Origin of the sequence: Photobacterium marinum (genome assembly GCF_000331515.1) — a bacterium.
Classification (GTDB): domain Bacteria; phylum Pseudomonadota; class Gammaproteobacteria; order Enterobacterales; family Vibrionaceae; genus Photobacterium; species Photobacterium marinum.
Map to the genome: position 1 here is coordinate 272788 of NZ_AMZO01000006.1, position 26853 is coordinate 299640.

Consider the following 26853-nt stretch of genomic DNA (forward strand, 5'->3'; position numbering starts at 1 on the left):
AAATCTTATTAGCATCACTGAGACATAATATCGAAAGTTATTTATTTTACTGAAGGTTATTTTCTTTCCACATTAAATCCTGGTTTATGCTTAATAACAATTAAGCCTTAATTGAGTGAGGGATGAAATGCAGCAATTGGCAGAGGAATTATGGATCTTTGAAGGAGACACCGTCACTTTTTATCACTGCCCGTTTACTACCAGAATGACGGTGGTAAGAATGTCCAATGGTGACTTATGGTTGCATAGTCCGATCGCGTATTCCTTTTATTTGGCTGAACAACTAGCGATTTTAGGGACTGTTCGGTATCTGGTAGCGCCTAACCATCTTCATCATCTTTACCTTAGTGATTGGGTGGAGCATTATCCGGATGCTCATCTGTCCGGTACCGACCAAGTCATCAGAAAGCGTGCTGATCTGCACTTTGATGATTCACTCAATGTCGATCGTAAATGGCCGTGGAGAGATGAAATCGACCAGGTTCTGGTTAGTGGCTCATCATTAATGCAGGAGTGTGTGTTTTTCCATCATCCTTCTCAGACGGTGATTGTGACCGATTTGATCGAAAACTTTTCTGAAAATCACTTTAAAGGTTGGCGTAAGCTCTTGTGCAAGTTGGCCGGTATTGTGGCTCCTAATGGTAAGACCCCGCTGGACTGGCGGTTGAGTTTTAAAAAAGAAGTGGTCAGGGAGCATATTCACACAATTCAGGAATGGCAGCCTGAGCGGATCATAATGGCTCATGGTGAGATCATAGAGCAGGATGCGGAAGCTTTTCTGCAACGCTCATTTAACTGGGTTGAGTAAAAGGTGTTTTGCGTTTTGCAATTATACTGCAGATATGAGTCATAAATATGTATTACAGGGTGGCGATAAAAGACGTCTGATATTATTTTTTGTCGATAAGTCTGGTGAAATCACATCTCGTTGATGAAGGGTTAATGTAGGTTGCACTCCTGCATTTTCCTATTTTAAGTATTTATATTGCTATTAATACTTATCATTATGGTGATTTGTTCTTATTAAAGGTTTTTATTCTTCTCCCCAAGTGTGATCTCTTTTAGATATTTATCGTCAATCTCTTAAATTTGTGAGATATCAGCCATCCAATTGCTCATAATAGCCAACCATAAACTGTGTATGGAAATAACTAGTACGGAATTACCATGACTGAAAAAGAGAAGATGTTATCCGGTCAGATGTATCAGGCTTGGGATGCCGAGCTAAAAGATGAGCGTCTTAAAGCAAAACGGCTGTGTTTTAAGATTAATCAAATCTGCCCGACAGAAAGCGCACAACGGCAAAGCCTGATCAATGAACTGTTGGGGCAGGAAAGCGATGCCTGGATTGAGTCGCCGTTTAACTGTGACTATGGCTACAACATTAAAGTAGGCAAAGGTTTTTACGCCAACCATGGTTGTACCATTCTCGATTGTGCGCCGATTACGATTGGTGATAACTGCCTGTTGGCGCCGGGTGTAGTTATTGCAACGGCGGGACACCCGCTGGATCCGGTAGAGCGTGCTTCAGGTGAAGAGTTCGCTAAGGCTATTACTATTGGTCATGATGTGTGGTTTGGAGCCAACGTGACCGTGTGTCCGGGAGTTAGCATCGGCGATAACGTGGTCGTGGGCGCTGGCAGTGTTGTGGTGAAAGATTTGCCTGCTAATACCGTATGTGCGGGCTCGCCGGCAAAACCGATTCGCACTCTTGCGGTTGGGGAAAAGCGCACCTTTGAATGATTTTAATTTGTTATGACTGCCGGGTGCCTACATTCGGCAGTACTTTCGTGTTTATCATCAGTATTCAGCATAATAATTCTCTTCATCCTATCTGTCGTTCTTGGTTAAATGATAATAAATATTTATATTATCGTAGGCTCTGTTCTCTTTATTATTTCTTTTTATTCTTCTTTGTTCTCATTTTCTTATTGCCAAAGCAAAAATTCTGTGCGCAGCTTTAATGGCTGATTTTATCCCTATTTCACCAACTTGATTCATGAGTTTCTGTAATTGTCGATTAATAACTGAAATATTAATGCAATATAATAAGCTTATATTTGTATTTTTATCTCGTCGGATCTGATCATATTTAATTTTGATATAAGGTACGCCACCTAATTAATACAACAATGTGAACACAGACATGATGAATCTAGCCGCCGCGTTACAGCGAAACGCCAAATGTAAACCGAATAAGGTTGCATTGATTTGTGGTGATGCCCAATTTACTTATGCCGAGTTTGATCATATCGCCAGTCAGGTTGCCGGAGCGCTAATTGCTTCAGGTATCCAGCCGGGAGATCGTGTAGCGTTGAGCTGCCCGAACATTCCGTTTTTTCCTTTCATCTATTATGGCATTCAAAAAGCAGGCGGTGTTGTTGTTCCCCTGAATGTTCTGTTTAAAGAACGTGAGATTAAGTACCACCTGGAAGATTCCGGTGCCAAATTCTTCTTCTGCTTTGAAGGTACGCCAGAACTGCCGATGGCTGAAGCTGGTATCGCAGCATTCAATCAGGTTGAGTCATGTGAGCACATGGCGGTTATTACCCGTGATCTTAAGCAGTTGTCTTTTAACGGGATGCCGACATTCAGCGCATTAATTCACGGGGCTGAGCCGGTACAGGACTATGTTGCCCGTGAAGCGGATGATACGGCAGTTATTCTGTATACCGCTGGTACGACGGGTTCACCGAAAGGTGCCGTTCTTACCCAAAGCAACATGGTATGTAACGCCATGGTGGCCGCTAACCTGATTGTTGGTAACGGTAATGATGTTCATCTTACGGTATTACCGCTGTTCCATTCATTCGGCCAGACCGCGCATATGAACACAGCGGTCATGTGTGGTGCTACTTTGCTGATGATTCCGCGTTTCGATCCACAGGTGGTACTGGCGCAAATTGAACAGCATAAGGCAACGATCTTTGCCGGAGTGCCAACCATGTACATTGGTATGTTGCAGGCAAAAGCGACGCTTAGCGGCGAGAAAAATTATGATATTTCTTCACTGAGACTGGCTATCAGCGGTGGTGCCCCGCTTCCTGCTGAGGTGATTCGATCGTTTGAAGCTGAGTTTGATATTCCAATTCTGGAAGGTTACGGCCTGTCTGAAACCAGTCCTGTTGCCTGTTTCCATCACCTGGATGCTGAGCGGATTCCTGGCTCGGTTGGCCAACCAGTACAAGGTGTCGAAATCCGGGTCGTTGATGAGCAGGGCAAGACGGTGGAAACCGGGCAGGACGGTGAAATTCTAATCCGTGGTCACAATGTGATGAAAGGTTATCTGAATCGTGCTGAAGAGACTGCATCTTCATTGAAAGATGGCTGGTTGCATACGGGTGACATCGGGCGTTTTGACCAGGCGGGTAACCTGTTTGTTGTCGACCGACTGAAAGACATGGTGATCCGTGGAGGCTTCAATGTGTATCCGCGTGAAATCGAAGATGTACTGATGACTCATCCGGGTGTCGCTATGGCGGCCGTTATCGGCATTCCTGACGAAAAGGTGGGTGAGGAAATCAAAGCTTACGTTGTACTGAAAGACAATGGCGAGAGTGCTGAAAAGCCGGATGAGCAATGCCTGATTGAGTGGAGTAAAACTCAGCTGGCATCGTATAAGTACCCGCGTCAGATCGAGTTCCGTCAACAGCTGCCAATCAGTGCGACGGGTAAAATTTTGAAGAAAGAATTGAAAGCTGAGCTTGAACTGTCAATGAGTTAACGGCTTTTGACGTTAACCCTGGCGACTCAAACGGCAAGTTCTGTCTGAACATTAATCATGCAGGCACCACAGTGTGGTGCCTTTGATATTTAATTATGAATAAGAAATCTGCTTTGTTTACCAATAAACGCTTTTTCCCCTATTTCTGTACGCAGGCTTTGGGGGCGTTTAACGACAATGTGTTTAAAAATGTGCTGTTGCTGTTGGTTGCTTTCGCCGCACCGGGTACATTGCTTATCGATAGTAACCTGATCATCAATCTGGCAGCCGGTTTGTTTATCCTGCCATTCTTTTTGTTTTCCGCCAGTGCCGGACTGCTTGCTGATAAATATGAAAAGTCCCGGTTGATTCGTCGGGTCAAGCTGGCTGAAATCGGGATCATGCTGATGGCTGCGCTGGCACTGTTGACGGAAAGCTATTCTGCGTTGTTGTTGCTGCTCTTTTTTATGGGGACGCAATCGGCGTTTTTCGGCCCGGTGAAATATGCGCTGTTGCCGCAGCACCTCAAAGATAATGAGTTGCTGCCGGGTAACGCATTGGTTGAAGCAGGAACCTTCCTGGCAATTCTGTTTGGTACTTTGCTGGCTGGTGTGATTGCTGATCAGCCGAATGCTAATGTTATCGCAGCAGGGGCTGTCGTTGTATTTGCGATACTCGGCTATATCGCCTCGCGTTCTATCCCTGAAGCACCGGCCAGTGATCCGTCGATTAAGTTCAGCTGGCGTCCGGTTAAGCACACCGGGCAGGCTATTCGCGCAGTGAAAGAGAATAAAACAGTATACCAGTGCATTATGGCGATCAGCTGGTTCTGGTTCTTGGGAGCCAGTTATCTGACGCAATTTGCTCAGTTCACTAAATTGCACCTTGGCGGGAGTGCCAGTGCGGTTTCGGTATTGCTGGCTCTTTTCTCGGTCGGTATCGCTTTGGGTTCCATGCTGTGTGACCGTTTGTCTGCGCACCGTATTGAGCCGGGAATGGTGCCACTGGGCAGCCTTGGCTTGACTATTTTTGGTGCAGATCTGTTGTTCGCAGTGCCATCAAACGCTCCTGCCTACACTGATATTCTTAGCTTTATCACTCATCCTGAGCTGCTGCGAGTGTTCATTGATCTGATAATGATTGGCGTGTCCGGCGGTATTTTCATCGTTCCTCTGTACGCCATGATGCAGAAGCGGGCGAAGAAAGAATTGTTGGCGCAGGCTATTGCTGTTAATAACATCATGAATGCGATTTTCATGGTAGTCAGTGCCGTTACCGGCATGATGCTTCTGGGGGCGGCAGGAATGTCTATTCCACAGTTTTTCTTCATGCTGGCGATGATGAATATCATTTCCGCGCTATACCTGTTCCGCAAAGTGCCGGAATTTCCTCAGCGCTTTGTTGCCTGGGCAACACGCAAACGTGCGGAGCGTTGTAACGATTGATGTTAGGAACCCTCCCTAGGGGTTTAAAAGAATAAAACAACGGCACTTCCCTCAAACTCGGACAGAGAGGGGAGTGCCGTTTTTTTTGTAATGGCCTAACTGCCCATAAAAAATGTTTATAGAGAAAGTCTGATTTTTATATTGCATACAATAATAATACAAATAAAATGAACATCGTTTTATTTGGTGAGAAATCGATGCGTTTTTACAAATCTGCAATTTTGATCCTGTTATCCGTATTCAATGCGTCCTGTGTTAATACCCGGTATGTCGAAGACGATGAATGGCAATCAATGAGTATTGAAGAGCGAGTGCTTAATGAGCGCAGGAACGAGTGTGCTGCCAGAGATGATGGTACATGCATTATTTTCGAGAGTGATTAATGAAAAAAATAATTATCGCCTTGTTGCTGAGTAACGCAGCTTTTGCCCATGCTGCTGCTTCTTACGACAGTGTTCGCCTGGGAATTCAGGGAACTCAGGTTAAATCTCATAGTTTTGGCTCTTATCTGGGCAACGACTACAACCCGAATGAGTCGAAGGATTTAGGTGGCTTTTACCTTGACGGTTCATTGGCTTTTAATGATCACTTTTATGGAACCGTCGATCTCACTGGGGTAACCCGAGCCAGCACAGATATTGATAACTACTTCTTTGGAGTCGGCTATCATTACGATTTTGATTTTAATTCACTTTACACCAGTGTCGGTGCCAATATGGTTGAAGTTGTCAGGAATCACAGCGATAGCCGCGAATCAACGTTTGATGAGACAGCTGTCAGCCTGGAAGTCGGCGTGAAGCTGCAACTGACGTCCTTTTTTGCCATTCAGCCGCAGTACCGCCTTTCATTTTTCAACAAAGGGCAGATGTATGACTATCGCTTAATTAATGAGTTGATGTTGACTGATTGTGTGTCGCTTGAAGCCGGGATCGGGTATAACAAATTTATTGATGCTGAGCAGTTTAACTGGCAGGGCGGTATGCGATTTTCGTTCTGATGCTGCTGGCGTTGGGCAATAAAGTTAAGTTGATTATTGAAGTGAATATGTAAAGGCCGGGTAATGATATTCCCGGTCTTTTTTATTTGCGTTGAACTTATCGGCTCTGGATTGCCTGCATTGTTACCTCAGCTTCACGCTTTCCCTGAAGCTCTCGCCAAATCAAAGGGGCGACGAACAGGAACAGGACAATGTTTGACAGCGGGACTGACAACCAGATCCCGTCAACTCCAATCCATTGTGGCAGCAGGTATAGAAACGGCAGTTGTACCAGCATATTCCCGGCGGAAATCGCCAATGCTTTACCGCCCTGGTTAACTGCCATGAAATAAACTGATGAAAGGGCAATGAAGCCATCCAGGAACATAGAGAACAGATGCAGGCGCAGGCCGTTCTCGGTTTCGGCTGCCAGTTGCGGATCCCCATTACTGAACAGGCTGATTAAGGTTTCAGGGTATAGATTAAGGAAAACTACCGCAGCGATACCAGAAATCACAACCACCTTGATTGCTAGTAACAAAGTGGCTCTGATCTTCTCTTTCTGACCGGCTCCGAAGTAGTAGCTGACCGGCGGCTGCATCCCACTGGCAATACCTTCAGATAGCAAATAGTGCATGGTCATCAGGTAGCCGACGATGGCAAACGCACCGACATGCACCGGGCTGCCGTATGTCATGAACAGTTTATTATGGATTGCCAGAATAAAACTGAAGTAGCAGTACATAAACAGGCTGGATGTTCCAAGCTCAATAGATCTGGCCGCCAGCGACGAACTAAATGTTAGCTTTCCCAGGCAAAGTCTCAGCTCCGATTTAGCAGAAAAGAAATAACCGACAGCGATGATGGTGATAATACTTTGTGAAATCACCGTGGCAATCGCAGCACCTTTTAACCCCATGTTCATGTGAGCGATGAACAGGTAGTCGAGAACAATATTAATTACAGCACCCAGCATTAGGAGCGCGGTTGAAAAATTCGGGCTGTTATCATTACGGATGAGCATCGGCAGAGCCCCGGCCGCGATGGTAAAGATTGCGCCCCATGTAAACACGCTAATGTAAGCGGAACCCATCTGCAGTGTTGTGCCGGTTGCGCCCTGGGCTATCAATAAGGTCGGCGCCAGCATTGCCAGCAACATCATGACCATAAGCCCGGCAAGGATGATGACGCCAAACCCGGTGGACAGCGTTTGTTGGGCCTGATTGTTTTTCCCTTCACCACGGTAGATGGAAATCAGGCTGCCTGAACCCATGCCGACTAGAATACCAAGACCGGCAACCAGCCCGATTACCGGCCAGGCGATGTTGATGCCAGCCAGCCCTTCAAAGCCGATATAGTGACCAACAAAAATACCGTCGATAACCTGATACAACCCGTTGACCAACATGGCTGCAACCGACGGAATCGCATAACGCCAGAAGGTACGGCTGGTGCTGTTGCTTTCATTGATTTCTGTGATTGTATCTGCCATATCATTCTCGTTTGCTTTTGTTTTGAATGAGTAAATTATCACTGTTTTTCGGATTGATAAAAGTTAGTATCCATCCGTTATTCGGATGGATAGAATGATGTTTAGCGTGTTTACACTGAGATAATATAAGAGAGAAGAAAGGGATGAATTGGACATTGGATCAGCTTGAAGCCTTTGTTCTGGCGGTAAAGCAGGGATCATTTTCAGCTGCGGCGAGAAGGCTCGGTAAAGCGCAGTCGCGGGTCAGCACGGCTATTACTAATCTTGAAGCTGATTTGGGCTTTGAATTGTTTGATCGCAGTGCCCGCCTTCCAGTGCTGACGCCTGAAGGTGAAGATATGTTTGTCGAAGCTCAGGCCGTTTTGGCACAGTGCCAGCGTTTGCAATCCCGAGCTATGACTGTTTCGACCGGCGAGGAACTGGCATTAACCGTAGCCATGGATGAAGCGGTGCCTATTGCTCCGTTCGAGCACTTATATCTTCAAATTTCTGAACGATTTCCGTCGCTGAAGTTAACCATTATTAATGGTTCACAAGCCGATATCTCCCAGTGGGTGGCGGAGAAAAAAGCCGATATCGGGGTACTGTTTAATCTGAAAGCATTACCTGATGAGCTTGAGTTTATGTCTATCGGCCAGTTCAGGCACTCGTTGATTGTCTCTGGTCAGCATCCGCTTGCCGACATTGCTACGCCGACGGTCAGTGATCTTACTCATTATCGCCAACTGGTGATTCGCGATCGGATGGGAAATCATCTGGCGAATCCGATTTCATCCAATTACTGGCATATCGACAGTTATTATCTAATTTCGACCATGGTGATGCAGGGGGTCGGCTGGGCGTTAGTGCCGGAGCATGTTGCCAAAGAAGACTGGTATGCCAGTGAGCTCAAGGAGCTATCGACAGAGCATATTTCCGAGCCTCTGTTGGTTGAAATGGGGGTGGTTAAGCGCAGGGACAAAGGGCGGGGGCAGATCATGACCTGGCTCTATGATGAACTTGGAAAAATGTTCTGAAACGCTTAAACAGATACATAACTTTACGTTTTACCGTCATTTTTTCTTGCCGGAACAGAGTATGATAAACGGATATTAATTGATCCTGGGAGAGATGTGCAGATTATGTCAGAGAGGGAAAAAGTGTCATCAGGTCAATTACCTTTGGTATTAGCCGGTCCGGTTTTGCGAAAATGTACAGCCAGAGAGCTGACATTGTGGCTTGTGGTATCTGAGCCGCTTGATGCTGAGTTTTCCCTCTATTATCCCGGTGAGTCCGAGGCTTTCTGTTCTCACGTGATAACCCGACAGCAGCAGATTCAGATTGGTTACTCTGCCTGGGTTGTCATGGCAAATTTCAACGGTGAATACCCGACAGACACACCGCTTGAATATGATCTTCTGACGCAGCATGGCAATTTGTCTCAGTTGGTGCCTTCCCTGTTTTATGATGGCGAAACGCGGGTGTCGTTTTGCATCCGTACCCGGGCTGATTATGTACTGCACGGCTCTTGCCGTAATCCTCATTATCCGAGCAAAGACAGCTTAGTTGCTGCGGACAGTAAAGTTGCCGGCCAAACTGTGCCTGAGCGCCCGGCATTGCTGATGATGAGCGGGGATCAGATTTATGCGGACCATGTGGCCGGGCCGATGCTCGATGCTATTCAGCAGGTGATAACCCTGCTGGGATTGCCGGATGAGAGGTTCAGTGAAAGTCCGGTTGCTGATACACAAGCTCTTTACCGTCATTCCTATAATTTCTATGCGCGGGATAAGATTCTGCCGCATTATGTTGATTCCGGAAAATGGCTATCTGACAACGGATTCGGGAAGTGGCTGCCACATCGCGGCCGGCCTGTGTTCAGTTCCCGCGAAAGTGAAAATCACCTGATGGGGTTCAGTGAGTTTTTCGCCATGTACTTGCTGGTGTGGGCTCCGCAATTGTGGGATTTGGTCGATCGTGAACGGCTGAAGAAATTAGGCTTTAAGAGCGGGCAACGCGAACTGGAGCCGAAGTGGCAACAGCGCTGGCATGAAGAAAAAGTCCATATCGATGATTTTGTTTCCGGTTTGCCGCAAGTTCAGCGCTTAATGGCGCACATTCCTACCTACATGATTTTTGATGATCACGATGTGACTGATGACTGGAATCTGACCATCGGGTGGGAGAAAGCAGCATATGGCAACAAGCTTTCTCGCAGGATCATCGGTAACGCTCTGATCAGTTACTGGCTGTGCCAGGGATGGGGCAATGCGCCGGAACATTTTGATGCAACCTTCTGGGAGCATGCTAAAACGTATTTTTCAGAGCCTGACGATATCCATCAGGAACAGTTTATTGATTTTCTCTATCGTTTTGAGCAATGGCATTACGCGATAGAAACGACGCCGAAAATGCTGGTACTTGACACCCGTACTCGTCGCTGGCGCTCTGAGTCAAAAATGAATAAGCCGTCAGGCCTGATGGATTGGGAAGCTCTGACGGAATTGCAGCAGTCTTTGCTTCATGAACCTGCGGTCATTCTGGTATCGGCGGCACCCATGTTCGGGGTCAAGTTTATTGAGATGCTGCAACGGGGGATGACCTGGCTGGGACATCCATTGCTGATAGATGCTGAAAACTGGATGGCACATCCGGGCTCTGCCAATACCCTGTTGAGTATATTTACCCATACCCGGACGCCGACAAACTTTGTCATCCTGTCTGGTGATGTGCATTATTCTTTCGCTTATGACATTAAGCTGCGTTTTCGCCGCAGCAGCCCGAACATCTATCAGATAACCTCAAGCGGGATTAAAAATGAGTTCCCGAATACCCTGCTGCGGGTCTGTGACTTTATGGACCGGGCGTTATACAGTCCTCACTCGCCGCTGAACTGGTTTACCAAGCGTAAGCGAATGAAAATCAAAAAGCGGGACCCAGATTCACCCGGCAATCACCGACTGGTGAATCGCAGCGCGATCGGGGAGTTGCGCCTTGATAAAGACGGCAAGCCCACAGATATTGCGATTCTGACAGCTTGTGGTGATCGGGTCGTGTTTCCCGAAATTGACTGAAAATGTGGCCGTTCCGATAAGCCTAGCGGGTCTCGCGAATGAACTTATTCGGTGTCTCTCCGGTATGCTGGCGGAAAAAGCTGATAAATGCACTGTCGCTGGAAAAATCCAGCTCGGAGGCAACATCCGAGACCTGATGTTTTTCTGCCAGCAACTCAATGGCTTTCATCAGGCGCCATTGCTGTCGCCATGCCTGGTAAGGCATTCCTGTTTCTTTGCTAAAAATACGGCTGATGGTTTTCTCACTTGCGCCGATGTTTTTTGCTGCCTGATTCAAGGTCGGCAGAAGCTCGTTGTGTTGCTCAAGCGAAGAAAGCCACTGTTGCAAGCGTCGATCCTGCGGTTTTGGCAGGGTGAGCTGCTCTACCTGAGCTGTCGCTAATTCCTGCCAAAACAGTGCAAGCAGGGTTTGTTGTTCCTGATTCGGCATATCCCATGGCCAGAAAGCCATCCTTTCAATCAGTTCGCGGAGCAGGCCGTTGACACTGACGACTTTCAGCTTATCAGGAAGCTGCGGAAAGGATGCTGGATCAAAATAGACTGAACGGTAGGCCACCACATTTCTCATGATTGAACAGTGGTCGATGCCGGAGGGAATCCAGGCTGCTCGAGTCGGTGGTAATACACATTGCATATTATCCAGCGTAATGCTCATGCAGCCGGAAGGGGCATAGAGAAGCTGAGCTTTCTGATGATGGTGCATGCCTGAGTCATGCTTTGCCACATCCGCAGCAATACCCACAACGGCATTATCGATAGTGTCTGGATTAAATGGTTTTTGCCCGGTAATAAAGGCCATTGGTTGTTATTTCAGTCAGTTAGTTGATTGTCATTTTATAGCTCCTGATCTGTTTATGCTATTTAAGATTAGTGTTCATCTTGGGATTAGAAGCCTTGGTGTTGCTGTGGCTTTCGGCGGCTAAACTATATGGGTAGCAGGTAAAGATTGATCGTAAAGACGGATTGATAGCAAAAGAAGGCAACGACTCGGTAATTGCCAGATATAGGTGAGCACCAGGGAGGCGTTATGAGCAACTTACACGGCATTTCGGTAGATGTAGAGCGGGTGGATGAAAGAGTCTTTATGGAGTTTAAGGCGATCGGCACCCTGACCCATTCGGATTATGAAAAAATCACCCCACAGCTTGATGAGGCATTGTCCGATATAAAACGGCCGATTGTGAATGCATATGTTGACAGCACTGATTGTGAAGGCTGGCAACTGCATGCAGCATGGGATGATCTTGTGCTTGGCATGAAGCACGGGAAAAAATTTAATAAGGTGGCCATTTACAATGACAGTGAATGGCAGGAGGTAATATCAAGGGTTGGGACATGGTTTGTCGGCGGTGAAGTCCGGTGTTTTGATGAACCTCTGGAAGCGCTGAGCTGGCTGAGGGAGTGAGTTAATCATGATGAATGCTTCATGAGTATGGCGCAGCTATAGTTGATAGATTAAGATAGATTATTTTTTTGAATAACAATGTGTTGATGAATTTGGGCACTTTTTTCTGCTCATAGCCCGGATTTCGGCAGCGCAACCATAAAAGGGTGATCATGGACAGACTATCAACAGCCGCAGCCTTACTTGCTGCATCACTACCGGTTAGCGTATTGGCAGAAACCGCTGAACAACCTGAACCTCTTTCACCATCACAGTATTTTGTCGGTATTAAGGGCGGGATCAGTAAGATCGGTAATTCCGACCGTATTGTTCAAAGCAATGGTGAGCGTGTCGAAGCTAGCGAGTCGGATTTTGAAGGTTTTGCCGGCGTCGATATCGGTATTTATACCCCTGGCGGACAGAGCCGACTTTATTACAGCTACGAACGCCATAACACGGATGTTTCCTTCCCGAACACTCCTAACTACGAATTGGTCGCCAGCATGCACCTGTTTAGCGCAGACTACCTATTTAGAAAAAATCGCGACATTACACCGTTTGTCGGCCTGCACTTTGGCTATTCTTCAGTTGAACCTGATTCGAGCTCCTTTGCTAACTTTGACGTCAGCGGTTTTGTTTTTGGCTTGCAGGGTGGAGTGAACTGGACGGTTGTTGATCAGCTCAGTTTAGAGCTTGGTTTCCGTCATTCGTTGTTACCGTCAGATACTCAAAGCTGGACCGGGCAGGATAATAATGGAAACCCGGTAACCATTGAGTCTCAGCAGAAAGGCGTTTCGTCGTTATATGGCAGTGTAAGTTATCGTTTTTAAGCTTAGCGGCAGGCTTTGTTGACGGTGGTTAATGGCAGGCATCAGTTTACTACGTGCTGCAGCTGCGTATAATGCCCAGCTAGTTTAACGACAACCATTATCAATAAGGACTTCAGTTTGAAGCTATTTGTCAGAGATCTTACCGTCATTGATGCCTCTTACCTTTGCGAAAAGCGAGGTATGGTTGGCGAAAGTTGGATCCTCGATGTGGTGATGTCGGGTGAGCTCAATGAAATGAGCATGGTGCTTGATTTCGGTCGGGTAAAAAAGCAGATCAAAAAGCTTGTGGATGAATATGTCGATCACCGCCTGATTGTACCGATGAAGAACTCCCGTATTCACGTTGCAGCAAGCAAGCCAGGTTACGCAATGGTCGATTTATTGCGTGAAGGAAAGAGCATCCACCTGAACTGCCCAGAGCAGGCCTATTGTTATATTGATGATGACGTGGTGACTATCGAATCAGTGACCCACCACTTGTACAAAGTGCTTGAAGGAAAGTTGCCGGATAATGTTCAGGGGCTGGAGCTGACGCTGCGACATGAAAAGATCGACGGCGCTTTCTATCATTACAGCCACGGCCTGAAGAAGCACGATGGTAACTGTCAGCGTATCGCACACGGTCACCGTTCACCGGTAGAGCTGATTGTTGACGGTCAGCGTGATGCTGAGCTGGAGCAGAAATGGGCAGAACGCTGGCAGGATATTTACCTCGGCAGCAGTGAAGACCTGATTTCAGTATCTGAGCTGACACTAAGCGAAAAGGCTGCTGTTGCAACAGATACTTCTCACTATGGTTTCCGCTACACTGCGCCACAAGGTGAGTTCGAGCTGGCGATTGCCCGCTTTGAATCGGAAGTGCTTGATACGGATACCACTGTTGAACTGCTTGCTGACTACATTGCTGAGCAGGTAAGTGAAATGGTACCGGGTAAAGCACTGGATGTTGTCGCTTACGAAGGTGTCGGCAAAGGCGCCATGGCTTCTAAGTGATAGCTTTTAATTAACAGCCTTTAAGTAAAATCGGCTAAGCCAATTTGATTTAAAAAAGCCCTCTGATGAGGGCTTTTTTGTGTTCAGCGTTTTGAGGGATTTTAAAAGCTTTAGTTTTTCAGTGTTTTTTTCGCCCAGTCTTGAATAAGTTTAATTTCATACATCAGGGCTCTGTTTATTTGTGAAGTGACGGGGGTGGATTGGTAGTTCATATTGGTTAATTTGACACTGTCTGAACTGAGCGTGTTATCGCCTTTTTTGATCTGGTAATTAAAGCTGATTGTCGGTGGTGTAATGCTGGTCAGAACACGAATATCCTTTCCTGCCTTGGAGCTGAAGCGGGTGTCTCCGGCGAGGTCAACATTTGTTACCTGAACATGGAGTGTTTGATCGGGTTTCAGGTAGATTCTTGCCATCTCACTGAACTCTTCACTCAGTCTCTTAAACAGGTTTTTCTGAAAGCGTTTCTGGCTGCCACCTGTGGTGCGTATGTCGCGGTATTGTTCCGGGCTGACCCAGGTTACAAAGGCAGGAGGAAAATGGATTGTCTCATCAGCAATGGATGAGATACTGAATACGAGCAGGAAGGCGCCAAGCCAGGCAGGCAATTTCATGGGAGATAGCCTCTTAAAAATAGTGCGGTAGTGATAGTTCAACCTCGTCACGTTAATGACCTTATTTGACGTTACGTATGCCAAAAATGAATATTGATTCTATTTCCATGTACCAATCCTAAGTTTATCAGAGCATGCGATATTGTGATTTCCTTCTTGGTGACGCTTGTTAGGAAAGCTCTCACACTCAGGTACTCATAATTGTGATTGTGCCACCAATCCTGTTTTTCTCTTCTCAGTGTACAAAATCCCTCAACTATACTGTCATAGGTGACGCTTATGGTAATTGCTTAAATAATAAAGATTTTAAAATGATTCAGGGTGCGTGCTTTGCCAGGGAAGGGAGACATTTTGCTTATGGATTTTGATCGTTATCATCTCCTGTTGATTGCTTTGGTATTTAATTTGGGTATAGGGCTGGCTGTCGGTTCTGCGCTTGCCGGGGATACTGAACACAGTCAGCAAGGTAAGATTGAGTATTCAACGGAGCCGTTTGGCAATTCGACCTGGGAAGAGAACGATAAATCCGTGCAGGTTTATGATTCGCCTTTTGATGTCGCTTTGTTTTCAGCCCCTAACGGAGAAGATAAAGAGCGGCTTTGGTCGCAGACCAAATCCGTAGCCTGGTACGGTGTGGGAGTTGCCGGTTTTATCGCGTTGTTGCCGGAAGATTTGTCCAACTGGGATAAAAGTGACGATCGCCTGCTGGAAAAATGGTGGGATAACGTAACAGAAGGGCCGGTCTGGGATCGTGATATCTGGTACATCAATTATTTAGGTCACCCTTATTTTGGTGGTGTGTATTATCAGGTGGCGCGGAAATCCGGTTACCGCCAATGGGACAGTTTCGTTTATTCCTTCCTGATGTCGACGTTTTACTGGGAGTATGGCCTGGAGGCTTTTGCTGAGGTTCCTTCAATCCAGGACATAGTGGTCACGCCAGTTCTGGGCTGGGTGTATGGTGAGTGGGCGTTTAATAAAGAGCGGGAAATTATCCTGAGTGGCGGAAAGGTGTGGGGTTCGTCTGTTCTCGGTGATACCACATTGTTTTTCCTCGACCCTGTCGACAGTATCGGACGTGGTGTAAACAATCTGTTCGGACGAGATGTTATCAAGGCCGGTACAGGGTATGTCGGTTTGAAAGATGTTCGGATGCCAAATGGTGAGGTTGATACACAGTTTCAGCTCAACCTTAGCTACGCAATTGGTGAAGGGGAAACCAGTCCTGCGGTTAAGCGTCGTCAATCTTATGCGATGAGCTCGTCTGATCCGATTGATTATGGTGTTGTCGGTATTTCGGTAGGTATGCGTTATATGATGCTGGATGATGCCTTTCTATTGGAAGACCAATGGGCTCCAACCATGAGCCTTGGGGTTTATTTTTCTCCTCAGTTGTCATCCCGCTTGAATTATACCCGGGCGGATTTTGATCGTACCGGCAGCAGTGAAGATGCAACTTATGAAAACTACAGCTTTGATGTTCAGTATTACTTTATGAGTGATGAAGCACTAAGGCCATACCTGAATGTGGGAATTGGTGAAACTGTGCTGGAGCAACAGCGCTCCAGCAAGTTTTTTCAGATTAATGGCGGCCTTGGGCTCCATTACCAGTTCCATGCCAACTGGGCCGTGCTGGTAGACTGGTATCACTACTACAGCGGCAGTGCATCGACCAGTGATGACCAGATTTCTACCCAGTTGGTATATCGTTTCGGTCGCGGTGAATTATAGGTATTGGTTGAACCAGCCTAATTCCACTTCCGCGACAGATTCAAAGTGCTGACCCTCGTAAACCTGGTAGTGAGTGGCACCCTGTTCGATATGTAGTTTTTTCGGCTCTTTAGCGGCAGCGAACAGACGCTCAGATTCACTCACCGGGTTTACACCATCTTCGCCGGCGGCAACAACCAGTAGCGGCACATCAAGATTTGGCAGGGCATTAACCGGTTTGTGCTGTGTGGTTTCCCAAACGGTCAGGAAAGGGATCTTGATAGTCAGAGCAGGGAATTCGTCTTTGAAGTTATTGAAGAACTCGACTGACTGCGGATCGCTCAACACCTTGGCAATAGGCACCATCATTTCTTTGCCGGTTTTCGCTTTCTTGTCGCGCATACGTTCAAGGGTTCCGACGAATTTTGTTTTTTCAGCATCATCCATTTCACCGGTGATCACTGTCTCACCATCTGCGAAAGTCAGCTGTGCAACAACACATTTGATTTTGTCTGACTCGCTGGCTGCAATAATTGCGTTAGCCCCGCCAAATGAGCTGCCCCAAAGACCGATACGCTCAGCATCAATACCAGCCTGTTGACCGGCCCAGTCGATGGCTGCGTGGATATCTTCAATTTGCAGAGCGGGTACCAGGCGGCCTGATTCACCTTCACTTTCACCAAAGCCACGGTAGTCGAAAGTTAGAGCGGCATAGCCACTTTCTGCAAATTTTTCGGCAAAGGCAGGTAGCAGCAGTTCTTTAACGCCGCAGAAACCATGACACAGAATGATCAGCGGAGCTGGCTGTTTCGCATCCTGAGGAAGGTAAAGGTGGCCTGAGATGTTGTGTCCCTGTGATGAGAAGGCAACAGTTTGACGCATTGTTTTTCCTTATTATTTCTATTTTTGTACGCTGTGCATAAGCGCCTCATGGTAATTCAAATCAAGCGAAAAACTCATCCGAGCACGGGCTGAAGTCTTAAGCTAATTAGCATCAGATCTGATTTTGATGCTGAGTAAGCGTGATCTTTTCTCGTATAGTGAGAAAAGGTGTTATCGATTTCCATTACATTCCTACATTGTGAGAATTTGCCTTGAGTTCCTCCCTGTGATGCGCGTTAATGACTTGGTCAAGGAAAATGGTTTTATGACAAGCAAATACACACTTAACTCAAATGAAAAGATGTTGCAGGTGCTGATGCACATTGCCTCGTCGTCTGAGCCTTTACTGGCTCAGGAAATAACAGAACAGACAGGAATGCCGACCAGCAGCCTGTACCGGTATCTGGCGATATTAAAAAAATGGAATCTGATTGAAGAGAACCATAGCCAGAAATCCTATGGTGTTGGTCCTGCAGCTTTGCAGCTGCTGCGTAACTTCCAGATGTTTTCTCCGTTAGCAGACGGTGTGCATCCGGTGTTGAAAAGACTGCAACGACAGACAGGTGAAATGGCCGCTTACATGGTGCCCGTCGGATTCAGGGCTTTGTGCGTGGCACGCATCGACAGTCCGCATGCCTTACGTTGTGCCTATGAGCAGGGGCAAAGCCAGCCTTTGTATCGTGGTGCGTCGTCCAAAGTCATGCTGGCAAACTTTCCTCAACAGCGTCTGATGAGCACCTTACATCACTTTGGTATTACCGAGGGTGAGGACGTCGACCGTTGGTTGACGGAGCTTGAGCAAATAAAGCAGGACGGTTTTGCTATCAGCTCTTCCGAATTTGACCTCGGGGTTTCCGGTGTCAGTGCGCCGGTATTCGCTGGTAGCAGAATCGTTGGTGCGGTCAGCATCATGGCGCCGATAGAGCGGGTGCGCCAAAACAAAAACAAAATCGTTTACTCGGTGTTAGAAGCCGCAAGGTTATTACCACCGGATCATTAATCAAAACAAAAGAAGGGGCTTATTATGGTGCAGCATCTCAAGCGTTGGTTTCAGTTTTCGTTTGAAAGCGATCGAGCCAGTTATCAGAAAGCCTCTTCATTAATTTTGCCCTATGCCGATCAGCGAGAGCGGGGCGCTGTATTACTTGGTATGGCCAGTGATCTCAGTATTGGTTTTAATCATGGTTACCTTGGGGCCAAGGAAGGGCCCCATAGTATCCATCGTATTCTGAAAGCTATGCGACCTTCATGTTCGCTTCCGCTGTATGATGCCGGGATTATTGATGAGTCCGATGCTGCTACCTTTGAAGACATGCAGGCCAGACAGTACGAAAGGTTAAGAGCTGTTCTGCAGTTAGGGCATTTTCCTGTCATGCTGGGTGGCGGGCATGAAATTGCTATCGGCAGTTATAAGGCGTTATCGGATACGGTTCATCAGGCTGCTAATGATTGGGAAGAAGATGGCATTGCTCAAATTCCTAATGCCTGTGCCAGCCGGGTCGGCATTATAAATTTTGATGCCTGCTTTGAGCTTCGTCCGACACTGGCTGCGCGTGCAGGTTCGGCTTTTCACACGGTTGCCAGCTATTGTCGGGAGCTGCATAGAGAGTTTAATTATCTGGGTTTGGGGATCTGTGATCATGTGAACTCTCAGGCTGCGTTCAGTTATGCCAAGTCGTTGGGTGCGGAGTGGCTGCTTGATCGCCAGATGACGATGCGTAACCGTAAGAAGATTCAGGCAACTATTCAAGCATTCCTGAATCGGGTCGATCACGTGCATTTAAGTATCGATCTTTCGGTATTCTCATCGGCAGTGGCAGAAGGCGTTAACATGTCGCGGGTGTATGGTGTCAGCCTTTCTGTCGTCGAGATGGCTCTGAAACAGATACTAACCAGCGGCAAGGTTCGGATTCTTGATATCGCTGAATTAAGCCCGGAATTTGATTATGAAAACCAGACTGCGAAACTCGCAGCAAAATTGATTCAACATTCTTTGAAGCATCTTTGATGCCTCTGGGATTATTTCCTTCCTACTTACTTATTGATTCTTTAGTCTCATGACCGCAGGATCCCGGCCCACCGGGATCCTTTTTTTATCTTTCTTGTTCATGCAGTTTGGTATTACTCCCGAAATGTGACAGTGGTTTCGTTTCATGACATCGGTGGAGATGATCATTGAAATGCAGTGAGATCGCTGGCTTAATACTTCCAACATTTCCCAAGGAGTTTGCGCCGTAATGAATAACTAACACCTGACATCCTTATCAATTTCTTAGTTTTGGATTTTTCAGGGTTAGTGGGCGTAACTTCGTCTTCTCTGTGTATCGGATAGGTATTATTGCTCAGTCCGGATATCACACTCTTACATTTATATACAGTTCGTGAAGACAGGCGTCTGTTGCCCCTGAGTTTGCTCGGGAGGAAATATGGCCTTACATCAATCTTTAATCATTGCTAATTCACTGTCAGTGCATCATGACAGTGGTGATACGTTATTTTCAGACATCAGCTTTTCATTGCAGCGGCAAGTTACCGGATTAGTTGGTAGAAACGGAGCCGGAAAATCAGTATTGGCTGGCATTTTGTGTCAAAAACGGCTGCCGGATTCGGGGACAGTGCGTTGTGACTGCTTAGTCGGGTATCTTCCTCAACTTACCAATAGTAATGACCAGAACTTATTTGGCACTGTTGCTGATTACCTGAATATTTCCCGCAAGTTACGGGCCTTAGAGAGAATAGAAGCCGGAAGCAGTGATCCCCGGGATTTTGACATCCTTGGTGATGACTGGGAGGTACGGAACAACCTGTGTGAACAGCTTGTCGGGATGGGGTTGCCACCAGAACCGTTTCAGCCATGCTCCAGTCTTAGTGGCGGAGAGTTGACAAGATTGCAGCTCTGGCTGCTTTTCAATGCCGCTTATGAGTACCTGATTCTGGATGAGCCTTCGAACCACTTGGATAGTGCTGGCCGGCAGTGGTTACTTAGTCAGATACAGTCTTTTTCTGGCGGGATCTTGCTGATCAGTCACGATCGCCAGTTGTTAGAGCAGGTAGACAGCATCATGGAGTTAACGCCGGATGAAATGAAGTATTACGGTGGCAACTACAGTTTTTACTGGCAGCAAAAGCAGTTACAGCAAGCTGCATTTGATAGAAGCGTGGCCAGTGCCGAGAACAAGGTGATGCAGTTGCAGCGGCAGTATCAGCGCAATCAAGAGAAGGCTCAGCAAAGGGAAAGCCAGGGCCGGAAGCTTCGCAAGTCAGGTAGCCAGTCAAAACTATTGCTGGATGGAATGCGTGACTCGGCACAGCGTTCGCAATCGTCCCGTAAGGTGCAATTCGAGAATCAGTTGTATAAAGCTGAACAGGAGGTAAAAGCGCTCAAACGCCAGCAAACTCAGATTAAGCCACAGAAGATGACAGTTAATTCCTCCGATAAGCGTTTGTCACGAGTATTAGTGCTGCAAGAACTGCGGTTAGCTTTTGGTAATGATGCTTGGATTAACCTTTGCGTCGATTATGGTGATCGGCTTCATCTGATCGGGCGAAATGGTTGTGGTAAATCGACCCTGCTAAAAACGATCACTGGCACGTTGACCCCGGCAGCGGGGCAGATAAACTGCCATGTCAGTTTGTGCTATCTGGATCAGCATTTTAGTTTGCTGGATGAGCAACAGACCGTACTGCAAAACCTGCAACGGCTTTGTCCCGAACAGAAGGAACCTGAACTGCGGACACTGGCTGCCGGTGTTGGGTTTCGACGAGAGCGGGTGCATTTACCTGTTTCAGACCTAAGTGGTGGTGAAAGAATGAAAATTGCTCTCCTTGCTGTTAGTCATCAACAAGGGGATATGTTGCTTTTACTGGATGAGCCCGACAATCATCTGGATATTGAATCGAAGATGATACTGGCGCAGGCATTACGCAATTATCAGGGATGCATGATTCTGATCAGTCATGACGACAGCTTTGTATCGGAGGTCGGGATAACCGGTACGATAACGGTAGGTTAATAAACCATAGTTATGTTTCTGTTGTAATGAGTGGCGATCACTCAGGTTTGTAAGTTCTTTACTAACAGATCTGAGTGAAACTCTCAAAAATTCATCACAATGGTTTTCTGTCTGATTTCAGATGTATTTTTGCGATAACACACAATTGATGCACCATACTTGATAGAAGAAACTGTTGTTGAAATGAGCTGGCTGAAAGCCAGCTTTATTGGATGTGGCTGGAAAGTGTTACCTGACTTGGTTCGGGAGGAAAAGATGTTCAGAAAAATCTCTGAGTTAGACTTTTTCAAGCTGTTTGGCCTGATTGGAATTTATTTCTTATCGTCTTACCTCGTCTATCTCTTTATTACCTGGTTTGGCCATGGTGATGATCTTTTGTATCTATTGGTTTTCGCTTCTCTGGTGGTAACCGCACTGCTGTTTTTGGCTTTATTTCGAATCCGAAAGCGAAAAATCGGTAAGTAATGCAGGTTTGGCTCTTACTGTGTTTTGGGTTGATTAGTGTGTTGGTGGTTGAGAGGCGAGTTTGGGATAAATAGCTGCTGTGGTATGACAGGTACGGCTACAAGAAAGCGGGCTCAAAGCCACTTGACGGGAAGCGGGTATCTATACTTATCCTCAGTGTCATCTGAGAAGACAAGCAAGCGATGATAACCAAGAGGAACTGACCATGACTTTTCTCATAACCTGGCAGTTACATCAGGGTAAGCTTCATCCTACTCTGGCGCATTTCTCCCAGCTCACCGAGCAGCAGGATCAGGAGATGATGGGAGATGACATTAAAATGATTGGCCGCTGGCATGATTTGGTAAGTGGAACCGGAATTGCCATCTGTGAGTCTGACAATATCGAAGCGGTAACTGCCTACGCATTGAGGTGGAATAATGAGATGGATATCACACTTCAGGTTGTTGTTGATGACGAGCAGGCGCGGGCGCTTGGTAACCGCCTTTTAGTGTAAGTTACTGTGTGTGAATAGGTTGTTTTGTATGAGCGGCTTTCTTTCATGATCCCATTAAACGCCCTGATTATAAATAAGGGCGTTTAAGTGAGTACTTACAATCTATTGTTGCTTTTCGTTGTTAAAACCTCGCCTGAACTATACTTCATAGAAACTTAAAGAGAAATTGGTTGAAGGAGGCGTATTAGTTCGTCCAGGAAGACCGTTTATGGTCTGGTCATCGTTGTATTGATAGTGAGGGATTATCATCATGCTCGATTTCGCGAACAGTCACGCACTAAAAAGCAAGCAGACGAAGGCAACGACTGCATCCAATATCATCAAAAATGTCATTCTGTCCGATCTTGCCGAACTCTATTCCCCGGCTGAAATTGAGATATTACAGCAGGCCCAGCAACTTATTGAAGACGGGAAACATCGTATTCAGATCCTGAAGGAAAAACGTCGCAAAGAAGAAAAGATCCGTGAGTCTGTAGAATCCAGGCTGCATGACAGAGCTTACAGTAAGGCTCTTAATGCGCTCGAAGGTATGACACTGTCTGAGTTATATCGGCTTAATGTCTGTTTTTCGTTCCAGCATTCAGTAATGGGTGAGTTGATTGCCGATTATGATCACCAGCGCTATCTGGAAACGGTGAAAAGCTGGTTAGATATGGGGAATCGGGAGGATTTTTACCTGGATCAGTCTCCGGAAGAATTACGTGAAGACTGGGCTAGCGGTATTGCAGAAGCTGCCGTTGAAATTATCAGCTGGCCAAACCTGAAATATCATCGAGACTTTCAGGTACCGGACGGCCATTTCCATGAACCGGTAGGTATACCGGAAGATTTTCCGGAAGTGATATATTCTGATGTTAAGGACAAAAATGCTCACAAGTTGACGCCTCAGTGTCTCGGAGTGATTAAGGCGATTGAAACCTTTGAAGAAAACGAGCGGAAGGTACAACTGATTTTGAGCAAGCTAGGGGACGTCTCTTAATTATTTAACGTTATCGGTATGGATTAAAAAACCATGCTTTCATTCCATGAGGTTGAAAGCGCGGTTTTTTGGCCATGACCTTTCGGTTTTCTGTTCGTAATGGTTTTGAAATATCTCATTTGGTACATAAGACCACGAAATTATTGAGTTGTTCTGGTGGCACATAGCAGCAGAATGATGACAGCTACATAAACAGTTCCTTGTTTTAATTGCATAAAATGTTGAATATTTAGTCATGTCCGAACATCTTCTTTTCGCGGTGGCTAAAATATACTTTCCATATGGAAATAGTAAGTGCATTCAAAATGTAATTGCCTTTTAATTTATATACTTATCAATATCTCTCTAAATGTGACATCACTCTTTACATTTGCGCTACAAATCGGTGTTGAATGCTTTTTTATCTGACATAGAATGCGTGCCTCTACATTATTTCGTTGTAAAGGTTCATTCATGACGTCCTTGTTAGGTATCGCAACCATTTTGCTTTTTGCTTGGCTACTGTCGACAGATCGCCGTAATATCCCGCTCCGAACAGTATCACTGGCTTTTGCTCTGCAAGTGATCTTCGCGCTGCTGGTCTTGTATATACCGGCTGGTAAAGAAGCGCTAAATGCAGTGACAGCTACTGTATCCAGTGTCATTAACTACGGTCAGGAAGGTATTTCATTCCTGTTTGGTGGTCTGGCATCTGGTAGTGTTGGTTTTGTGTTTGCTATCAATGTTCTTGGTATCATTATTTTCTTCTCGGCGCTGATCTCCGGTCTGTATCATATTGGCTTGATGCCAAAAGTGATCAACCTGATTGGTGGTTCGTTGCAAAAACTACTTGGTACAGGGCGTGCGGAATCGCTATCTGCGACAGCCAATATTTTTGTCGGCATGATTGAAGCGCCATTGGTGGTTAAGCCTTACCTGAAGAACATGAGCGACTCTCAGTTTTTTGCTGTGATGACTTGTGGTCTGGCGTCTGTAGCGGGCGGTACACTGGTGGGCTATGCGTCACTGGGTGTTGATCTTAACTTGCTGATTGCCGCTGCATTTATGTCAGCGCCTGCCGGTCTACTTATGGCTAAAATTTTGGTTCCGCCAAGTGATCAAAGCCACAATGAAGATGAAATTACGTCAGTTGAACTGCCACGCGCAGCAAACGTAGTTGAGGCGTTGGCAGACGGCGCTATGTCTGGCCTGCGTATTGCGGTAGCGATCGGTGCAACTCTGCTGGCTTTCGTGAGTGTAATTGCATTGCTCAACGGTATCCTTGGCTCTGTAGGTGAAGTATTTGGGCTTCCGCTGAGCTTTGAGCTGATTCTGGGTTACTTGTTTGCTCCTGTTGCCTGGCTGGTGGGTGTGCCATGGAGTGAGGCTATTACGGCTGGTTCTCTGATTGGTAATAAGGTTGTAGTAAACGAGTTTGTTGCTTTCATCCAAATGATGGAGGTTAAAGATCAGCTGAGCGAACACTCTCTTGCGATTGTGACTTTTGCGCTTTGTGGTTTTGCTAATATCTCTACGATGGCGATTCTGATTGGTGGCTTGGGTAGCCTTGTTCCTGAGCGCCGCACCTTTATCTCGCAGAATGGTTTCCGTGCTATCGCGGCTGGTGTATTGGCTAACCTGATGAGTGCCGCTATCGCTGGTGTAATCCTGTCGATTTAAAACGTAGTCTTGGTCAGAAAAATCTGATTGTGGAACTCATTTTTATCTCTGGGCTTCTTATCCCGAGTTCTGGTTAATTAGCTCCTCTTCTTTTTTGAAGAGGAGCTTTTTTATTTTGTTCTTACCTTGAACCTAGGATCTCACTTCTACATCCGTTTTTGGGATGCAGCAGCAAGCTAATACCTTGCCTTCTTCTTTTTCGCCCGGAAGCAGGGCTGGCACATCCGGTTGCTCCACTTCACCAGACTCAAGCGTGACTTTACATGCACCACAGAAGCCGGCACGGCAGCTATTGGCAATGGTAAGACCGGCATCTTCAGCCTGTTCCAGCAGTGTTTTCTGGTTGTCGCCCTGGAAAAGGTTGCCATCAACACTAATGGTAACGCTTTGGGTTGCCTGTTCAGTGTTGCCTTTTACCGGGCCGAACGCTTCCTGATGGTAGTTAGCCTCAGGAAGACCAGTGTTAAGCAGCAATGTTTTTGCTTCAGTCATAAAGGCATCCGGGCCACAGACAAAGACCTGTCGTTCTGCCAGGGATGGGATGTACTTCAGCTGACTCTCACTAAGCCTTCCGGTCAGTCCGTCCCAGTCGGCTTCTGGTCGGCTAAGCACAAATATAACTTTAAGCTGCGGGTACTGAGCGGCAAGATTTGCCAGCTCTTCTCGGTACGGGATATCAGCCTGACTGCGGCATTGGTGATGGAATACTACATCGCGAACCTTGTCGTGATCAGCAAGGTAGCGAAGCATAGAGATCATCGGTGTAATACCGCTGCCGGCAGAAAGCAGGAGTAACTTGTCGGTGTGCAGACCAAGATGGAAGCTGCCATCCGGCTTCTCAGCAACCAGAGTATCGCCAACCTGCAGGTTATCATGCAGCCAGTTCGACACTCTGCCATCATCAACGCGCTTAACCGAAATCGCATAACGTCCCGGACGAGACGGGCTGGAAGACAGGGTGTAGCGACGGGCCACATACTCACCGTTGATTTCTAACTGAAGCGGCAGGTGCTGCCCCGGCTGGTAGGTTGGCAGGGACTGTTGTTTGGTCGGTTCCAGCCAGAAAGTACAGAAATCGCGGGCAATGTCTTCACGTTCAACACAGGTTAGTGTCAGTTTTTCATCACCGTTATCTTCGTAGACTTCTTTGGATTTAGTTTCCAGAACTTCAATTTTATCGCCGGCTTTAATCACACCTTCATTCAGGGCAACCAGATTTTGGCCGAAAAAAACATCACCCGACTTGTCAGCACGGAATTTCGATAAGGTCACCAACGGCTCTTTGAGCGGGTGCGGTTCACCGGTCTCCGGGTTAACAGTGGTCAGGATGCAACGAGCACAGGGTTTAATCGCTTCAAACTCGACTTCACCGATACGGATGCGTTTCCAACTGTCTTCGGCGAAAGCTTCAGTGCCGGAAACGACCAGGTTGGTACGGAACCGATCCATGGTGTGCTGTTCCATGCTGCGTTCATTCAGTGCATCCAGCGAGGCCTGGCTAATCACTAACAGCGGATAACCATCGGCAAAGCTGACATTTTGCTGGATCTTGCTGCGAACACGGTTGGATTGCTCGCCAGTGTAGAGCAGGCGTACGTCTTCATCCATAACATGGCTGAACCAAGCATCAGCTTTTGATGATGTGGTGTAAGCGCTGAAAGTGTCGCTCCATACTGTGGCATCAGCTTCATTCATAGAGAATTCTGCATATTTCAGGGTGAGTGGCGACATACCGGGAAAGCTTAGGGTCAGGCCATTATGCTGAAGTGTTGCACTGACTTTGACCAACTGTGGGTACTTGCGTGCAGTAATCATGCTGCCGTCTTTTTTTGCTACCATAAAGCGACGATCGAAACATAATCCCTGCTTTTCGACCCAACTTTGCGACAGGCTGAGTCCGCTGACAGACTTGACGGGGAATACATTAATTTGCGACAAGTGCGGCGTTTGAGAAAGAACCGTTTTACCGGTTGATGCTGACTGGCTCACTGTAACTGTCCTTGCTGAGTTATTGTTTTGATTTGTAATGGATAATGATTTTATCAAAGACAGCAAGAGATTGTGGTATGAGGATCTTACTTTGCCCATTTTGAAAATCAGAAAAAAGAAAGGCCCCGAAACCTTTCTTTCAGAGAGGATATCGGGGCCGCAGAGGTTGG

At 46.7% G+C, this 26853-nt stretch carries 23 protein-coding genes and 1 pseudogene; 19 read left to right on the forward strand and 5 right to left on the reverse strand.

Going from position 1 to position 26853, the window contains the following annotated elements:
* Positions 1-127: 127 nt before the first annotated feature.
* From C942_RS05755 to C942_RS05780, 6 genes and pseudogenes are all read left to right on the forward strand, one after another.
* Entirely contained in the window at positions 128-808 is a 681-nt protein-coding gene (locus C942_RS05755; RefSeq protein WP_036798871.1) for a DUF4336 domain-containing protein, read from the forward strand.
* Positions 809-1167: 359 nt separating this feature from the next.
* Positions 1168-1743 carry a sugar O-acetyltransferase gene (locus C942_RS05760; RefSeq protein WP_007463513.1) on the forward strand — a complete coding sequence of 192 codons (576 nt, stop codon included), beginning with the start codon at positions 1168-1170 and terminating at the stop codon, positions 1741-1743.
* Between the two features lie 403 nt (positions 1744-2146).
* Entirely contained in the window at positions 2147-3724 is a 1578-nt protein-coding gene (locus C942_RS05765) for a long-chain-fatty-acid--CoA ligase (RefSeq protein WP_007463516.1), read from the forward strand.
* A 95-nt stretch (positions 3725-3819) separates the two neighbouring features.
* A pseudogene (locus tag C942_RS05770) lies at positions 3820-5112 on the forward strand (MFS transporter); the annotation flags it as partial.
* Positions 5113-5345: 233 nt separating this feature from the next.
* Complete coding sequence (locus tag C942_RS05775; protein ID WP_007463520.1) at positions 5346-5531, forward strand: hypothetical protein; 186 nt, start codon at positions 5346-5348, stop codon at positions 5529-5531.
* On the forward strand, positions 5531-6145 hold the full coding sequence (locus C942_RS05780) for an outer membrane beta-barrel protein (RefSeq protein WP_007463522.1): 615 nt from the start codon (positions 5531-5533) through the stop codon (positions 6143-6145). Before C942_RS05775 ends, C942_RS05780 begins: the two co-directional genes overlap by 1 nt.
* A 97-nt stretch (positions 6146-6242) precedes the next feature.
* On the opposite strand, the gene C942_RS05785 is transcribed toward C942_RS05780, so the two are convergent.
* On the reverse strand, positions 6243-7616 hold the full coding sequence (locus C942_RS05785; protein WP_007463524.1) for an MATE family efflux transporter: 1374 nt from the start codon (positions 7614-7616) through the stop codon (positions 6243-6245).
* Positions 7617-7759: 143 nt separating this feature from the next.
* Between C942_RS05785 and C942_RS05790 the strand changes: the two genes are divergently transcribed.
* Together C942_RS05790 and C942_RS05795 are read left to right on the forward strand one after the other, a co-directional pair.
* Positions 7760-8632 (forward strand): LysR family transcriptional regulator, encoded by an 873-nt coding sequence (locus C942_RS05790; RefSeq protein WP_007463526.1) that lies wholly within the window; start codon positions 7760-7762, stop codon positions 8630-8632.
* A 105-nt stretch (positions 8633-8737) separates the two neighbouring features.
* Entirely contained in the window at positions 8738-10669 is a 1932-nt protein-coding gene (locus C942_RS05795; protein ID WP_036798875.1) for an alkaline phosphatase D family protein, read from the forward strand.
* A gap of 22 nt (positions 10670-10691) precedes the next feature.
* Here the strand turns inward: C942_RS05795 and C942_RS05800 are convergent, their stop codons facing one another.
* Complete coding sequence (locus C942_RS05800) at positions 10692-11468, reverse strand: AraC family transcriptional regulator (protein WP_007463531.1); 777 nt, start codon at positions 11466-11468, stop codon at positions 10692-10694.
* A gap of 228 nt (positions 11469-11696) precedes the next feature.
* Here C942_RS05800 and C942_RS05805 point away from each other — a divergent pair, with 228 nt between their 5' ends.
* From C942_RS05805 to C942_RS05815, 3 genes are all read left to right on the forward strand, one after another.
* Positions 11697-12074 carry a SpoIIAA family protein gene (locus C942_RS05805; RefSeq protein WP_007463535.1) on the forward strand — a complete coding sequence of 126 codons (378 nt, stop codon included), beginning with the start codon at positions 11697-11699 and terminating at the stop codon, positions 12072-12074.
* Between the two features lie 152 nt (positions 12075-12226).
* Positions 12227-12883 (forward strand): outer membrane beta-barrel protein, encoded by a 657-nt coding sequence (locus C942_RS05810; RefSeq protein ID WP_007463538.1) that lies wholly within the window; start codon positions 12227-12229, stop codon positions 12881-12883.
* Between the two features lie 117 nt (positions 12884-13000).
* A complete protein-coding gene (locus C942_RS05815; protein WP_007463540.1) occupies positions 13001-13876 on the forward strand; it encodes a 6-carboxytetrahydropterin synthase in 876 nt (291 codons plus the stop codon).
* A 110-nt stretch (positions 13877-13986) separates the two neighbouring features.
* Here C942_RS05815 and C942_RS05820 read toward each other — a convergent pair whose 3' ends face one another.
* Positions 13987-14490, reverse strand: a complete 504-nt coding sequence (locus tag C942_RS05820; RefSeq protein WP_007463542.1) for a DUF3016 domain-containing protein — start codon at positions 14488-14490, stop codon at positions 13987-13989.
* Between the two features lie 357 nt (positions 14491-14847).
* On the opposite strand from C942_RS05820, the gene C942_RS05825 reads away from it, so the two are divergent.
* Positions 14848-16221 (forward strand): DUF3943 domain-containing protein, encoded by a 1374-nt coding sequence (locus C942_RS05825; protein WP_007463544.1) that lies wholly within the window; start codon positions 14848-14850, stop codon positions 16219-16221.
* Here C942_RS05825 and uilS read toward each other — a convergent pair.
* A complete protein-coding gene (uilS, locus tag C942_RS05830) occupies positions 16216-17082 on the reverse strand; it encodes a UilS family quorum-quenching N-acyl-homoserine lactonase (protein WP_007463547.1) in 867 nt (288 codons plus the stop codon). The two genes, C942_RS05825 and uilS, sit on opposite strands and share 6 nt — an antisense overlap.
* A 265-nt stretch (positions 17083-17347) precedes the next feature.
* Between uilS and C942_RS05835 the strand changes: the two genes are divergently transcribed.
* From C942_RS05835 to C942_RS05865, 7 genes are all read left to right on the forward strand, one after another.
* Positions 17348-18082 (forward strand): IclR family transcriptional regulator, encoded by a 735-nt coding sequence (locus C942_RS05835; protein ID WP_007463549.1) that lies wholly within the window; start codon positions 17348-17350, stop codon positions 18080-18082.
* Between the two features lie 24 nt (positions 18083-18106).
* Positions 18107-19090 (forward strand): formimidoylglutamase, encoded by a 984-nt coding sequence (locus C942_RS05840; protein WP_007463551.1) that lies wholly within the window; start codon positions 18107-18109, stop codon positions 19088-19090.
* A gap of 418 nt (positions 19091-19508) precedes the next feature.
* Complete coding sequence (locus C942_RS05845) at positions 19509-21095, forward strand: ABC-F family ATP-binding cassette domain-containing protein (RefSeq protein ID WP_036798881.1); 1587 nt, start codon at positions 19509-19511, stop codon at positions 21093-21095.
* Between the two features lie 159 nt (positions 21096-21254).
* Positions 21255-21560: a hypothetical protein gene (locus C942_RS05850; RefSeq protein WP_036798883.1), complete on the forward strand. Its 306-nt coding sequence runs from the start codon at positions 21255-21257 to the stop codon at positions 21558-21560.
* A 205-nt stretch (positions 21561-21765) separates the two neighbouring features.
* Positions 21766-22056 carry a DUF3303 domain-containing protein gene (locus C942_RS05855; protein ID WP_007463557.1) on the forward strand — a complete coding sequence of 97 codons (291 nt, stop codon included), beginning with the start codon at positions 21766-21768 and terminating at the stop codon, positions 22054-22056.
* Between the two features lie 250 nt (positions 22057-22306).
* The gene (locus C942_RS05860) at positions 22307-23035 is read left to right on the forward strand and encodes a hypothetical protein (RefSeq protein ID WP_007463559.1); all 729 of its coding nucleotides are present in this window, start codon (positions 22307-22309) and stop codon (positions 23033-23035) included.
* Between the two features lie 453 nt (positions 23036-23488).
* On the forward strand, positions 23489-24694 hold the full coding sequence (locus tag C942_RS05865; RefSeq protein WP_007463561.1) for a NupC/NupG family nucleoside CNT transporter: 1206 nt from the start codon (positions 23489-23491) through the stop codon (positions 24692-24694).
* Positions 24695-24826: 132 nt separating this feature from the next.
* Here C942_RS05865 and C942_RS05870 read toward each other — a convergent pair whose 3' ends face one another.
* Entirely contained in the window at positions 24827-26683 is a 1857-nt protein-coding gene (locus C942_RS05870) for a hybrid-cluster NAD(P)-dependent oxidoreductase (RefSeq protein WP_007463563.1), read from the reverse strand.
* Positions 26684-26853 lie beyond the last annotated feature (170 nt).

Coding starts and splice junctions, on each gene's coding strand:
- C942_RS05810 (WP_007463538.1), top strand. CDS start 12,227: ATGGACAGACTATCAACAGCCGCAGCCTTACTTGCTGCATCACTACCG.
- C942_RS05795 (WP_036798875.1), top strand. CDS start 8,738: ATGTCAGAGAGGGAAAAAGTGTCATCAGGTCAATTACCTTTGGTATTA.
- C942_RS05835 (WP_007463549.1), top strand. CDS start 17,348: ATGACAAGCAAATACACACTTAACTCAAATGAAAAGATGTTGCAGGTG.
- uilS (WP_007463547.1), bottom strand. CDS start 17,082: ATGCGTCAAACTGTTGCCTTCTCATCACAGGGACACAACATCTCAGGC.
- C942_RS05755 (WP_036798871.1), top strand. CDS start 128: ATGCAGCAATTGGCAGAGGAATTATGGATCTTTGAAGGAGACACCGTC.
- C942_RS05840 (WP_007463551.1), top strand. CDS start 18,107: ATGGTGCAGCATCTCAAGCGTTGGTTTCAGTTTTCGTTTGAAAGCGAT.
- C942_RS05785 (WP_007463524.1), bottom strand. CDS start 7,616: ATGGCAGATACAATCACAGAAATCAATGAAAGCAACAGCACCAGCCGT.
- C942_RS05760 (WP_007463513.1), top strand. CDS start 1,168: ATGACTGAAAAAGAGAAGATGTTATCCGGTCAGATGTATCAGGCTTGG.
- C942_RS05765 (WP_007463516.1), top strand. CDS start 2,147: ATGATGAATCTAGCCGCCGCGTTACAGCGAAACGCCAAATGTAAACCG.
- C942_RS05860 (WP_007463559.1), top strand. CDS start 22,307: ATGCTCGATTTCGCGAACAGTCACGCACTAAAAAGCAAGCAGACGAAG.
- C942_RS05820 (WP_007463542.1), bottom strand. CDS start 14,490: ATGAAATTGCCTGCCTGGCTTGGCGCCTTCCTGCTCGTATTCAGTATC.
- C942_RS05805 (WP_007463535.1), top strand. CDS start 11,697: ATGAGCAACTTACACGGCATTTCGGTAGATGTAGAGCGGGTGGATGAA.
- C942_RS05845 (WP_036798881.1), top strand. CDS start 19,509: ATGGCCTTACATCAATCTTTAATCATTGCTAATTCACTGTCAGTGCAT.
- C942_RS05790 (WP_007463526.1), top strand. CDS start 7,760: ATGAATTGGACATTGGATCAGCTTGAAGCCTTTGTTCTGGCGGTAAAG.
- C942_RS05780 (WP_007463522.1), top strand. CDS start 5,531: ATGAAAAAAATAATTATCGCCTTGTTGCTGAGTAACGCAGCTTTTGCC.
- C942_RS05865 (WP_007463561.1), top strand. CDS start 23,489: ATGACGTCCTTGTTAGGTATCGCAACCATTTTGCTTTTTGCTTGGCTA.
- C942_RS05800 (WP_007463531.1), bottom strand. CDS start 11,468: ATGGCCTTTATTACCGGGCAAAAACCATTTAATCCAGACACTATCGAT.
- C942_RS05825 (WP_007463544.1), top strand. CDS start 14,848: ATGGATTTTGATCGTTATCATCTCCTGTTGATTGCTTTGGTATTTAAT.
- C942_RS05855 (WP_007463557.1), top strand. CDS start 21,766: ATGACTTTTCTCATAACCTGGCAGTTACATCAGGGTAAGCTTCATCCT.
- C942_RS05775 (WP_007463520.1), top strand. CDS start 5,346: ATGCGTTTTTACAAATCTGCAATTTTGATCCTGTTATCCGTATTCAAT.